11 protein-coding genes are annotated in these 13082 nt (G+C 63.0%); 7 read left to right on the top strand and 4 right to left on the bottom strand.

Annotated elements, in window-relative coordinates; all coding sequences use genetic code 11:
* Positions 1–144: 144 nt before the first annotated feature.
* Together ACFWEM_RS17545 and ACFWEM_RS17540 are read left to right on the top strand one after the other, a co-directional pair.
* Entirely contained in the window at positions 145–1623 is a 1479-nt protein-coding gene (locus ACFWEM_RS17545) for an adenylate/guanylate cyclase domain-containing protein (protein WP_021343017.1), read from the top strand.
* Positions 1624–1632: 9 nt separating this feature from the next.
* A complete protein-coding gene (locus ACFWEM_RS17540; protein ID WP_378535426.1) occupies positions 1633–2739 on the top strand; it encodes a YbhN family protein in 1107 nt (368 codons plus the stop codon).
* On the opposite strand, the gene ACFWEM_RS17535 is transcribed toward ACFWEM_RS17540, so the two are convergent.
* On the bottom strand, positions 2736–3416 hold the full coding sequence (locus tag ACFWEM_RS17535) for a FadR/GntR family transcriptional regulator (RefSeq protein WP_378535424.1): 681 nt from the start codon (positions 3414–3416) through the stop codon (positions 2736–2738). The genes ACFWEM_RS17540 and ACFWEM_RS17535 overlap by 4 nt on opposite strands.
* A gap of 163 nt (positions 3417–3579) precedes the next feature.
* On the opposite strand from ACFWEM_RS17535, the gene ACFWEM_RS17530 reads away from it, so the two are divergent.
* The 4 genes from ACFWEM_RS17530 to ACFWEM_RS17515 all read left to right on the top strand — a co-directional run bounded on the left by ACFWEM_RS17530 (position 3580) and on the right by ACFWEM_RS17515 (position 7915).
* Positions 3580–5316 (top strand): 2-isopropylmalate synthase, encoded by a 1737-nt coding sequence (locus tag ACFWEM_RS17530; protein WP_378535422.1) that lies wholly within the window; start codon positions 3580–3582, stop codon positions 5314–5316.
* Between the two features lie 78 nt (positions 5317–5394).
* A complete protein-coding gene (locus tag ACFWEM_RS17525) occupies positions 5395–5943 on the top strand; it encodes a YceI family protein (protein WP_019747097.1) in 549 nt (182 codons plus the stop codon).
* A 64-nt stretch (positions 5944–6007) separates the two neighbouring features.
* Positions 6008–6385, top strand: a complete 378-nt coding sequence (locus tag ACFWEM_RS17520; protein WP_378535419.1) for a DUF3054 domain-containing protein — start codon at positions 6008–6010, stop codon at positions 6383–6385.
* Positions 6386–6442: 57 nt separating this feature from the next.
* Complete coding sequence (locus ACFWEM_RS17515; protein WP_378535417.1) at positions 6443–7915, top strand: peptide MFS transporter; 1473 nt, start codon at positions 6443–6445, stop codon at positions 7913–7915.
* Positions 7916–7921: 6 nt separating this feature from the next.
* Here the strand turns inward: ACFWEM_RS17515 and ACFWEM_RS17510 are convergent, their stop codons facing one another.
* The 3 genes from ACFWEM_RS17510 to ACFWEM_RS17500 form a co-directional block, all read right to left on the bottom strand.
* The gene (locus ACFWEM_RS17510; protein ID WP_378535415.1) at positions 7922–8659 is read right to left on the bottom strand and encodes a sulfite exporter TauE/SafE family protein; all 738 of its coding nucleotides are present in this window, start codon (positions 8657–8659) and stop codon (positions 7922–7924) included.
* A gap of 30 nt (positions 8660–8689) precedes the next feature.
* Positions 8690–10369, bottom strand: coding sequence for an NTF2-like N-terminal transpeptidase domain-containing protein (locus ACFWEM_RS17505; protein ID WP_378535413.1), 1680 nt, complete (start codon positions 10367–10369; stop codon positions 8690–8692).
* A 107-nt stretch (positions 10370–10476) separates the two neighbouring features.
* Positions 10477–12294 carry a penicillin-binding transpeptidase domain-containing protein gene (locus tag ACFWEM_RS17500; protein ID WP_378535411.1) on the bottom strand — a complete coding sequence of 606 codons (1818 nt, stop codon included), beginning with the start codon at positions 12292–12294 and terminating at the stop codon, positions 10477–10479.
* A 100-nt stretch (positions 12295–12394) separates the two neighbouring features.
* On the opposite strand from ACFWEM_RS17500, the gene ACFWEM_RS17495 reads away from it, so the two are divergent.
* Positions 12395–12949, top strand: a complete 555-nt coding sequence (locus tag ACFWEM_RS17495; RefSeq protein ID WP_378535409.1) for a hypothetical protein — start codon at positions 12395–12397, stop codon at positions 12947–12949.
* Positions 12950–13082 lie beyond the last annotated feature (133 nt).

Genomic DNA, 13082 nt, shown 5'->3' with positions numbered 1-13082 from the left:
CTAACCGGACCGGCCGACACAGGTGAGCGGACGAATAATCGGACGCGCGTACCAACACTTCGACCTCTGCCAGCTAAATTGAACCCTGTGCGGGCCTCATACAGAGCAATAGCGGTGACCATCCGCAGCCGGTGGCCTCTCTATATGCTCTCCATGCTCGCGGCCAACCTGATCGGCGCGGTACTGGTCTTCGCCTTCGTGCGGTACGGCGTGCCGATCCAGGAGTCCGACGCGATTGTTGCCGACCGGGTCCGCAACTTCGCGATCTTCGGCGTGTACCTGGCATTCGCCGGAGCCGTCAGCCTCACGGCGGCGGCCATGATGTTGAAATCGGTCATCCGTTGGCGGCTGCGCGGGGGTCCGCCGACAAGGTCGGAGCAGATGGCGGCACTCCACGCGCCGCTTCGCCAGGCCATTGTCCACCTGGTGCTGTGGATCTTGGGCGGAATCATCTTCGTGTTCCTCACCATCACCGAGATGCCCGGACTCGCGATCGCGGTGATCGTGACGGTGTGTATGGCCGCGACCACGACCTTCGGGTTCACCTACATGCTCGGTGAGCGCATCTTGCGTCCGGTCGCCGCCCAGGCCTTGAGCGAGGGCGAATTCGATCGGACCATGGCGCCAGGCGTCGGCACCCGGCTGGCGATGACCTGGGGACTCGGCACGCTGATGCCCGTCGCAGGCATCATTTTGCTGTGCTCGACGCAGCTCACGACGAATCTCGAGTTCTCCCCCGACTCACTCGCGTGGGCGATCCTGCTCATCTCGATCATGGCGATCGTGCAGGCGTTTGCGCTGTCGATGCTGACGGCTACTCAGATCTCCGATCCCATCCGCCAACTGCGTCGGGCCATCGAGCGGGTGCAGCGCGGCGCTACCGACGTACGCGTCGAGGTGTTCGACGGTAGTGAGATCGGCCGGCTGCAGGTCGGCTTCAACCGCATGATGAAAGAGTCCGACGAGCGTCGTCTGCTGCGTGAGCTGTTCGGTCAGCACGTCGGCGAGGACGTGGCCCGGCGCGCGCTGAAGTTCGGCACCGAACTGGGCGGCGAAACTCGATTCGTGGCAGTTCTGTTCGTCGACATGGTCGGATCCACCGGCGCCGCGGCCGAGCGCCCGCCGGGTGAAGTGGTCGAGCTGCTCAACGAGTTCTTCCGTGTGGTCGTCGACGTCATCGATCGTCACCACGGTTTTGTCAACAAGTTCATGGGTGATGCGGCGCTCGCCATCTTCGGTGCACCACTCGATCGACCCGACGCTCCGACGGCCGCCCTCGCTGCGGCTCGCGAGCTGCGGTTCAAGCTCAACGACATCACCGGCCTGGACGTCGGTATCGGCGTGAGCGCGGGTCTTGCGGTCGCCGGCAACATCGGTGCTGCCGAACGTTTCGAGTACACCGTGATCGGCGATCCGGTCAACGAAGCGTCACGGCTCACCGAGCTCGCGAAGCTTCGGCCCAGCCGAGTGCTGGCGTCGACGAGCGCGCTGTACTTCGCCGACGAAGAGGAACAGGCCGAGTGGGAACTCGGCGAGCAAGTTCAACTGCGTGGACGCCGACGACTGACGCATCTGGCGTGGCCCGAAAAGTATCCAGAGGTCGATCCGGATCAAATTGGTTAGGGTGAGTCGATGGCTCAGCCTGGAAACACCCCACGGCGACTGAGACGACCACGCTCGCCCGTGGCCGAGACCAGTCGGGCCAGAGGGCGCTTCTGGTGGCTGAAGTGGCTGCTCGGGGTGGCTCTGATCGCTCTCCTGATAGTCGAGGGCACCATCCTGTGGCCCCGACTCAACGAGTACTGGCAAGCGCTCACCGAGATTCACTGGGGTTGGGTGGCCGCCTGCGTGGCGGCTCAGGCAGTGTCGCTCAGTGGATACGCGTCCGTTCAACAACGTCTTCTCAATGCCGCCGGAGTAGTCGCCGGTCACGTCAAGAACCTTTCGGTCATTTACGCCAGCACGGCGATGGCGCTGACGTTGCCTGCCGGCCAAGTCTTCTCCACTGCGTTCACGTACAAGCAGACTCGAAAGTGGGGTGCGACGCCGGTAGTCGCGTCGTGGCAGTTGGCAATGTGCGGCGTCATCGCCGCTGTCACTCTGGCACTCCTCGGTGCCACCGGCGCAATAGCATTCGGTACCAAGGTCAGCCCGGTGACGCTGACGATTTCGCTCGTCGGCATGGCAGCGCTGTTCCTGGCGTTGCGATACATAGCCCAGAATCCCGGCAGCATCGAGCGCATCGGGCACCGAGTTCTGGCGCTGTACAACCGTTCCCGCAAAAACCCGACCGGACGCGGCATGCACCGTTGGTCCGAAATCCTCAAGCAGCTGGACTCGGTAGAACTGAGCCGCACCGACACCGCGATCGCATTCGGATGGTCAGCCGTTCACCGAGTTGCGGACGTCCTCTGTCTCGGTTTCGCTTGTTGGGCAGTGGGGGCCGACCCGTCGTTCGCCGGTCTGCTGATCGCATTCACGGCGGCGAAAGCAGTGGGCAGTATCCCACTCTTGCCCGGCGGCCTCGGCTATGTGGAGCCGGTCCTCATCACGGCGCTGACCGTCGCGGGATCTACCTGGGCACAGGCCGCAGCAGCGGTATTCGTTTATCGGATAGTCAGTTTCGTTCTCGTCGCACTGGTGGGATGGCTCGTCTTCCTCGTGTCGTTCCGCGCCACTCACCACGAAGATCTCGAGATGGACCTCGAATTCGAACGTCGAGAACAACCCGGCGTCTAGCGTCGCAACGCTGCCGCCATGTCGTCAAGGTGGGCTCGGCTGATCCGGACCGCTGCCTCCGCGTCGCCGGCTTCAATGGCGTCCACCAACATTCGATGTTCGTCTGCGTCGGGCTGGCTGTGTGGATGCAGATCCAGAACCGCGATCAACTCGATCAACGCAGCCCGCAGACGCGGCACAAAGGTCTCGAAGAGTTCCGACAGCACGGGATTGTGTGCCGCGTCCACCACTGCTCGGTGGACGGCGATGTCGGCGTCGACGAAGGCTGCGTCCCCGGAATGGGCGGCAGCAGTTCTACCGTCCAACGCTTGTCTCAGAGCCGCGACGTCGACGGCATCGCGCCGCTGCGCTGCGAGGCGAGCCGCTTCGATCTCAACCGCGTTTCGCACCTCGACGACGTGAAGAATCGCCTCGGCCTCGAGCACTCGGGGCCACTGATCCGGTGGCGTCGTACTCCGTAGAAAGACGCCGGCTCCCTGTCGCGATTCGAGCATGCCGAGACCCGCGAGAGTCCGCACTGCTTCCCTGATAGTGGACCGCCCGATACCCAACTGCGCGGCAAGAGTGGTTTCACCTGGAAGTTTGGCGCCGACTTCCCATTCACCGTTCACGATCCGCGCTCGCAGCAGCTCCGCGGCCTGGTCGGTGAGCAGCCGACGCTCGACGATCGGGGACACGTGAACTCCTCAGGTTGTCTGATAAGTGATTTCGTTCTAGTGTAGCCCGCATGGCTACAGGAGCACTCCTTCTCGACTGCCGCGGCGGGGTCTGAAAGACCGGCACCCCTCCGCGGGGTTTCGCCATGCCGGTCTTTCGACTCGACCGCAGGAGAAACCGAAGATGAGTACAACCCGCTCCAACCACTGGAACAACCAGAAGCGCTCCCCCATGCCGTCCGAGCGCTATCGCGCAGCCTGGGACCGCGTCGACATTCCGACTTTCGAGCGAACCTGGCCGTCCAATCGCACCACCGCGGCACCCCTGTGGGTGCCCGTCGATCTGCGCGACGGCAACCAAGCCCTCGCGGAACCGATGGACCCCGAGCGCAAGCGCCGAATGTTCGAACTGATGGTGGCGATCGGCTACAAGGAAATCGAGGTCGGCTACCCCTCCGCGAGCCAGACCGATTTCGATTTCGTTCGAGACCTGGTGCGCTTCGATCTCGTTCCCGACGACGTCACCATCGTCGTATTCACCGCCGCGCGTACGGATTTGATCGAGCGGACGTACCAATCGATAGAGGGACTGCCGAACGCGGTCGTCCACATGTACACGGCGACGGCGCCGACGTGGCGAAACGTGGTTCTCGGCAAAGAGCGAGAAGAGCTGCACGACATGATTTTCCGCGCCGCACAAGATGTCGCTCGCGGCGGCGAAGGCCACGACGGATGGCGATTCGAGTTCTCCCCCGAGGTCTTCAACCTCACCGAACCCGACTACATCCTGCAAGTCTGCAACAGCCTCACCGAACTCTGGGACGCCAGTCCCGATCGCCCGGTCATTCACAACCTGCCTGCCACAGTCGAAATCGCCACCCCCAACATCTATGCCGATCAGATCGAATACATGCACCAGAACCTGGCCCGACGCGATTCGGTGATCCTCTCGGTCCATCCGCACAACGACCGCGGCACCGGAGTTGCATGCGCCGAACTGGCAGCGCTGGCCGGTGCGCAGCGCGTCGAGGGGTGCCTGTTCGGCAACGGCGAGCGCACAGGCAACGTCGACCTGGTAACCCTGGGGCTGAATCTGCATGCACAAGGCGTCGATCCGGAAATCGACTTCTCCGACATCGACAAGATCCGTCGAACGGTGGAGTACTGCAACAGAATTCCCGTCCACGAGCGTCACCCGTACGGCGGCGATCTCGTGTACACGGCATTCTCCGGCACCCACCAGGATGCGATCAAGAAGGGTTTCGCCCATCACTACGAGAGCGCGAAGGCCGCGGGCGTCGATCCGGGATCGGCGCCGTGGGCAGTCCCCTACCTGCCGATCGACCCCGCTGACGTCGGCCGTGATTACCAGGCGGTGATTCGTGTGAACAGCCAGTCGGGCAAGGGCGGAATCGCTTATCTGGTGCAGACCGAGTACGGAGTCGAACTCCCCCGGCGTCTGCAGATCGACTTCGCTTCGCGGGTGCAACTCGAGACCGACGACTCGGGCACCGAAATGACGGCCGATCAGCTGTGGAACCTGCTGCTGCGCGAGTACGGGTACAACGGAGGAGTGCGTCGGTACTCGCTGGAACACACCGCCGACGGTGATCAGTTGTTCGTCGCCATCGATCGTGACGGGCGCGAGGTCACCGCCGCAGCCAGCGCGTCCGGACCGGTCGAGGCATTGAGCAAAATCCTGACCGAACAGGGTTCGGCGGTCGAGGTCGTCTCGCTCACCCAGCATTCACTGCCCCGCAACCCGAAATCTTCCGGGAGTGCGAATTCGGCAGTCACCATTGCAGAGTGCGTGGTGAACGGTGAAGGGCGCTGGGGCATTGCGGTGCATCAGTCGGTGACGGCGTCGGCGCTTCACGCGGTCTATGCCGCTAGCACACGAACTGTGATGCAGCTCACATGATCTTGCGGAAAGATTTCCGGGGGTCCATAGTTGAAGCTACAAGAACTTGAACATTCAACTACTTCTTCAGGAGCTTCCATGACCACCGCAACCTTGCCCACATTGACCGCCGGAACCTGGGTCATCGACACTGTCCACTCCACCGTCGGATTCTCGGTTCGCCACCTCATGGTTTCCAAGGTTCGTGGAACGTTCGACGAGTTCTCCGGAACGATCACCGTTGCCGAAGACGGAACCCCCGCCGTCGAGGCCGAGATCTCCGTGGACTCCATCAACACCAAGAACGAGCAGCGCGACGGCCACATCAAGTCCGCTGACTTCTTCGACGTCGAGAAGTTCCCGAAGGCAACCTTCAAGTCCACCGCAGTGCGCTCCAAGGGCAGCGACTTCGTCCTCGCCGGCGACTTCACGCTCCACGGCGTCACCCGCGAGGTCGAGCTGAACCTCGAGTTCAACGGCGTCAACCCGGGCATGGGCCAGGGCCCCGTCGCCGGATTCGAAGCCACCACCGTCATCAACCGCAAGGACTTCGACATCTCCATCGAGATGCCCCTCGAAGGCGGCGGAGCAGTTGTCGGCGACAAGATCACGATCACCCTCGAGATCGAAGCCGGCCTCCAGGCCTAACCTCACTGTGCGCCTTTATTAACCGCCCGCGGTTAATAAAGGCGCACAGTCGTATGGTGTGAGCGTGAAGAAGTACGCACCATTCCTGCTGATCGACGCCATTCTTGTCATAATCTTCTGCGCGATAGGGCGCCGTACCCACGAAGAAGCCAACGCGCTCGCCGGTCTCGCGAAGACGTCCTGGCCGTTCCTGACCGGCCTGGCAATCGGATGGGCCGCCACGTTCGCGCTGTACCGCGACAAGTTCAACCCCGTTCTCCTGCTCCCCACCGGCATTGCCGTGTGGCTCGGCGCCGTCGTCATCGGCATGGTCCTGCGAGTGCTGAGCGGTCAAGGCACGCAGTTCAGCTTCATCGTCGTCGCGACGCTCGTCCTCGGCGCGTTCCTGCTCGGCTGGCGCGCACTCGTGCCGCTGGTAGCGAGGATTCGCACCAAGTCGTAACCAAATTCCACGGCTCGGAACCACCCGAAATGCCCGAGGACGTAGGACACTTTTCGGATGAGCAACACTACGGAGCCCGTCGAACGTAGCGAAAAGGAAGACCGGGGGTTCTTCGGACAGCCCTTTGCGCTGGCGAACCTGTTCGGCGTCGAAATGTGGGAGAGATTCTCCTTCTACGGGATGCAAGGCATCCTCATCTACTACCTGTATTACAGCGTCAGTGACGGCGGCCTCGGCATCAGCCAGGCAGCAGCGACCAGCATCGTCGGCGCGTACGGCGGCACCGTCTACCTGTCGACGATTCTCGGGGCGTGGGTGGCCGACCGACTGCTCGGCTCCGAGCGCACCCTCTTCTACAGTGCTTCGCTGGTGATGGCCGGCCACATCGCACTGTCGGTTCTCCCCGGCATGTGGGGTGTGGGTGTCGGCCTGGTCATGGTTGCCTTCGGCAGTGGTGGTCTCAAGGCCAATGCGACCTCACTGGTCGGAGATCTCTATTCCGAAAAGGATGTCCGCCGCGACGCCGGATTCTCCATCTTCTACATGGGCATCAATATCGGCGGGCTTGTCGGTCCGCTGCTCACCGGTGCCGTCCAGGACGCCTGGGGATTCCACGCCGGTTTTGCTCTCGCCGCCGTCGGTATGGCGCTCGGTTTGATCCAGTACACGCTGGGCCGCAAGCATCTTCACGGAATCGGAGCCGAGCCCGGCAACCCGTTGCCCGCGGACAAGCGCGCTCTCTACATCGGTATCGGCATTGCTGCGATCGTCGTCGTCGCGGTCGCCTCGGTCACCGGTTTGATCACGGCGGACAACATGTCCGACGTCGTTGTCGGACTCACGATCATCGCGTCCGTCGGCTACTTCCTCCTCATGCTCACCAGCAAGAAGGTGACCAAGGTCGAACGCAGTCGGGTCTTTGCGTTCATCCCGATGTTCATCGCGAGCGCGGCCTTCTGGTCACTGTTCCAGCAGCAGTTCACCACCGTGCCGGTAATTTCCGACAAACTCCTCGACCGCAATCTCTTCGGTTGGGACTTCCCGCCGACGTGGGTGCAGTCGATCAACCCGGTCTTCATCATCATCTTTGCCGGTGTCTTCGCTGCGATGTGGACCAAACTCGGTGACCGTCAGCCGTCGTCGCCGATCAAATTCGCACTCGGTACCGGCACGATGGGTCTGGCGTTCCTGGCGTTCATCCCGATCACCGGTGGCGGACCGAACAGTGCACCGCTACTCGGTCTTGCCGGAGTGCTTCTGCTCTTCACCTTCGCAGAACTCTTCCTCTCCCCCGTCGGCCTTTCCCTTGCAACCAAACTCGCGCCCGAGCACTTCCACACCCAGATGGTGGCGTTGTTCTTCCTGTCCGTTGCATTGGGTTCTTCGATGGCAGGAACCTTGGCCGGTTACTTCGACATCGACGACAGTCGCCCCTTCTTCCTGATCATCGGTTTCTCGTCGATCGGAATCGGAGTGATTCTTGCTCTTGCCTCCCCGTGGATCAAGAAGCTGATGCAGGGCGTGAATTAGACAGTCTCACTTCACCCACAACCACACAGCCAGCACGAATCCCGCTATCGCTACTGCCACACGCAGTACCGATGGCGGGATTTTCTTGACGACGGGTGGCCCGCACCAGCCTCCGGCCAACGCGCCGATCGCCATCGCCAACGCGGCCACCCAGTGCACCTGTCCGGAGAAGGCGAAGACGAGCGCAGCCACAAGATTGGCGATCCCGAGAAAGAAGCTCTTCAGGATCGTTGCACGCCAGACCGTTTCGGAGGTCAGGATGAGCGTCGCGGCCAGGAAGATGACACCGGCGCCGGCGCCGAAATAGCCACCGTAAACCGCAACGGCAAACAGCGCTGCCGAGTAGATTCCGGGACGGTCACCGCCGCCGGCCAGCTCACGAATCTTCGGTTGCAGTAGCAGTGCGAGCGAGGCGAACACAACCATCGCGGGCACAACGGATTCGAAAGAGCCTTCCGGTGCCAGCCACAGAATCAGGGCACCGACAATGCCGCCGGCCGCTGAATAGAGAGCCCAGCGAACAAGTTTCGGACCGGTATCGGCAACTTCGCGTGACGAGTTCGCCAATGCTCCGACGCCGACGGCCACCAACGCGACGGTATTGGTCATGTTCGCGCTGACCGGTGAGAGTCCGACGCTCAGCAACGCCGGATACGAGACGATCGATGCAAGACCAGTGACAAAACCGACAAGACCGCTGAAGAATCCCGCTACGACGAGGAAAAGGAAATCGAGCAGGTTCACGAACCAGGAATCTACTCGCGGTGCCCGGTACTACTTGTCGGCAGGCTTGCCGAGTTCCTGGAAGAGCTTGTCCGTCATCTGCATTGCTCGATCGCCGCCGTCGGCGTCTGCGACGAACACCGCGAACGCGAAGTCTCCGCGTGATCCGTAGAACCAGCGATCGTCGCCGCTCGCTGCACCGGCCGCCATCATGTCCGGGTATCCGGCCAGTCCGCCGGCCCCTCGCATGGCGTCGCGCAGACGATTGTTCACATCGCCGGGTAATGCCGTCGGGGCGACGTCGGCGGTAGCCGGTTGTCCGAAGACCATCATCGGAAGCGGGGCACTGCCGCGGGCGATCGACGCCGCCAGCATCGCCATCCCGAATGGAGTCACCGTCGGCGCACCCGAGTCGTTGGACGTCTTGTTGGCCATGACGTTGTTCATCGCCTGGTCCACGCCGGGGCGGTTCGCGGCAAGCACTGCAGTCTGCTGTTCGAGTCCCTGAATATGGAAGCCGTTGCCCAGTCCGAGTTGCTGCCCCGTGTCGGCCAACTGCTCGGCTGACACTGCTCCGGGGTCGACGCCGTTCTGCATCGACGATGCGAGACGAACTAGATCGAGGGCGCCGCCGGCCGGGCGCAACCCGGTGAAAGCGATGGGCCCCTGTTCGATGGCCTGATTGTTCTGTGCTGCAGCCAGAATGGCGCCGTCCGACGGGCGGATCGCGACGATGGCGGCAGGAGTACCCGCACTGACGACGGCTTCGATCGCGGCAAGTTGAGCGTGTGAGTCGAGAGTCGCGGCAACGTCGGGACCGGGAGGTCCCTGGAAGCCGGCTTGCTTGATCGGGAACCCGTTGGACTCGACCAGGTTGACCGCCCAGCCGGCGGTGGCGTCACGATTGGCCTGCCACACGGTTCGCAGCGGATCGAGCAACGGCGAGTTGATGCGACGGTCGGAGGCGATCAGCTTGGGTGTCTTGACCACAACGACGCCGGGGATCGCAAAATCGCTTTCCAGGTAGGCGTAGTCGGGATCGCGGAGCAGTACGGCGGTGACGGGCTTGCCGGGGTTGGCGGCGAGGTCGGCCAGCATCGACTCCGAGGTGACCAACGGCGCGACAGGTTCGAGGACCGTGGCGAGGCGACGGGTGGTGTCGACGGGGTCCGGCATGGTGGCCGGGTCGAGAGTGATCGCGTTGATGGTCTGCTCGTTCATGAGCAGGGTGCCGGTGCTGTCGACGACCTTCGGCGGCGCTGCGTCCGTACGGGTGTACGAGACGGTGCGACCGTTGCCGAGGTCGGGGACGAGGACCGACGGGTCCCAGGACACACGCCAGCCGACGGACAGATCGCGAACCTCACCCTGCGACTGGTAGCTCCAGTCCTTGCCTTCCCCGAAATTCCAGGACGCGTCGAGGGTGAAGAGTCCGGAGTCGCTACCCAGATCCATGACCTGAGCGACGTCGAAGTCGGTGGACTTGGCGGCCAGTCCGTCGAACATCTGCTGGATCGACGGCCGTGCCGCGTTGGGGTACGACGTGAGCGCCGCGGCAGCTTCGGCGTCGTGGTTGTTGAGGGCGGTGACGAAGTCCTCCACCACCGAGGCGGCGTCGGATTTCTTCTCCCCACCGATGACACACGACGCGAGCGCCACTGTCAGAACGACAGCAGTTATCGACGCAACGACATATTTTCCACGACGGTTGTGCTGTCCTCCGGGCCCCATGCATGTAACTCTTTACTTCTGTCACACGAGTAACAAGCACGGGATGCCTACGAACGTGTCACGGTTGAGCTACGACGGTGTGATCCAACTGCAACGGAAAACAGGTTTCAGCGCAGAAAAGTGCCCGCTACCTGCACTGCAGGCGAAGAGCTGTCCGCACCCGCGATGAATACCGCAAATGCGAGGTCTCCCTTGATTCCGACAAACCACCCATGTGCCGGGCCACCCTCGGTTTCGGCCGTGCCGGTCTTGCCGAGAAGCCCCGGAATGTCCTGCAACGACGTCGCAGTACCGCCCGTGACGGTCTCGCGCATCATCACCCGCAACTGTTCGGTCACCTCCGCGGGAGCAGGTGCGACCGTCTGATCCGCCACGCCGGCCTGTCCCTTGACCAACATCGGCGACGGCGTGGTTCCGTTGGCGATCGAGGCCGCCACGAGAGCCATCCCGAAAGGCGTGGCGGTCACGGTGCCCTGGCCGATCGCGGACTCGACGCGCTCGGCGGGAGTGTTCGCGTCGGGGACGTTGCCCGTCACCGTCGTGAGCCCGGGGGTCACGTAGTCGACGCCGAGCCCGAACTGCAATCCCGCATTGTGCAGGGCATCCGCAGGCAGACCGACGGCCATCCTCGCCATGGTGGTGTTGCACGACTTCGCGAATGCCGTGTGCAGCGGGACCGATCCGAGGTCGAACTCGTCGTCGTTGGGGATCTGACGCCCTTCGATGTTCTCGGTACCCGGGCACGGCAGAACTGTGTCCGGTGTAGCGACGCCGGCTTGCAGGGCCGCGGACGTCGTCACTGTCTTGAACGTCGAACCCGGTGGGTACAGGCCGGTCAACGCGATCGGGCCCTGTGCGTCTGCGGGGGCGTTCTGGGCCACCGCCAACACCGCTCCGGTTGACGGCTGCAGCGCAACGATCGCCGCCTGTTGCGTCACCCCGGCCAGTGCGTTCTCGGCCGCGAGTTGCAGCGGTCGGTCGATGGTTGTCGCGATGTTCGGAGCAACCGGCCCGTCTTGGCCGGCGACTGTGGTGACGGTTCCGTTCTGCTTCACCTGCTGTACCGCCCAGCCTGCTGACTTGTCCTGCCCCTCCTGCCACAGATCGGACAACCCACTGAACGTCGGCGACGCCAGAGTTTTGTCCACCGAGAGCAACCGCGCCTGCGGTGCCAAGCTCACTCCGGGAATCACCGCCAACCGCTCCTCGATCGGTGCAAGATCCTCGGCCCGCAAAGTGATTGCGGTGACCGGCTTCCCACTTGCCGACGCAAGATCGCCGCTCAGCGATGCCGCCGTAATCGTCGGTGCGATGGGCGAGAGAAGGGCCGCCACGGCTGCCGTGTCCACCGGGGGCACCGCGGCGGAATCGAGATTGACCAGCGTCACCACCTGCTGCTCCATGATCGGCTGACCCGCAGCGTCCAGCACCGACGGCGGCGCGCCTGTCGTAGGTGTGTAGCGCAGCGTGGTCGAAGCGGTCAGGTCCGGAGCGAGCAGTGCCGGGTTCCACTGGATCAGCCAGTTGTCACCGCTTTTCGACGCGTTTCCCTGCGTCGAGTAGTTCCAGTCCTGACCTTCACCGAACTTCCACGCCGCATCGAGTGTGAACGTCCCCGCAGAATCACCGGACTCGGTGGCGTCGGAGACGGTGAATGTTCCCTCGTCCTTGCCCAGTCCGTCGATCAGGGCCGACATCGCAGTCGACGCCGCCGCCGGGTCGGTGGTCAGGGCTGCCGCCGCTTGCACGTCATCCGCGGTGAGCGCGGACGCGAACTCCTCTGCCACAGATTTCGGCTGGTCAGGGCCAGAACTGCACGCAACGACGGATCCTGCTGCCAACACCCCCAGAGCTACGGCAGCCACGGGACGACGAAAAGTTCGAAAGCTCTGACGAGCGTGTGAAAGGCGCACGACTTCGATCATGCCCGAATTTGTGGCGCCAGTTCGACTATCGGTGTAATCATGTAATCAGTGCAATCAACAAGAGCACATCAGACTCCACCAGCTTTCCGAGGAGAACGCCATGAAGAACTCACAAGCCTCCGGCGACCGCAGGTTCGGCCGTCCCGGGGGTTGGCAACAAGCATCGGTTCCCGACGCGAGTGATGCGTCCGACTGGTTTGCCGGTCGACTTCCCGACGATTGGTTCACCGGAACTGCCGACGTCCAGGTCGACCGCGAAGAAATCGTCGTGATCGGTGAACTCCCGGCAGTCGACGGCGGCGAGGCAGCCACGGACGGAAGGATCTCGCGCTTTCGCGAAACCACGCGCGCCGACCGGATGCGCATCGCCGACGAGGCCGAGGCTCGCTACGGGCGCAAGGTCGCCTGGGGCGTACGCCTCGACGAAAAGACTGTCCTGTTCACACATCTCGCGGTACCGGTCATGACACGACTACGCCAACCCGAACGCAAGGTTCTCGACACTCTGGTGGACGCGGGTGTCGCTCGTTCGCGAGCGGATGCCCTCATGTGGACAGTTCGGTTGGCGGGCAAGCACAGCGAACAGTGGCTCACTGAACTTCGCGAAGCGATGTCGAAGGTCGACGATCTCCGATCCGAAGGCCCGAAGATCTGAAGGCCAGAAAATCTGAGCACCGAACACTGACGAGACCGACAGCACAGAATAATTCGATTGCACGGGACCGTTCGAGTGTTCTAACCTGGAACACGAATCATTCCCGACAGAACAGGAAACGGGCCGTTGCTCC

This window comes from Rhodococcus sp. NPDC060176 (genome assembly GCF_042728675.1).
In the GTDB taxonomy this organism is placed as follows: domain Bacteria; phylum Actinomycetota; class Actinomycetes; order Mycobacteriales; family Mycobacteriaceae; genus Rhodococcus_F.
The sequence above is the reverse complement of the archived record's forward strand: the minus strand, read 5'-3'. Positions and strand labels throughout refer to the sequence as shown.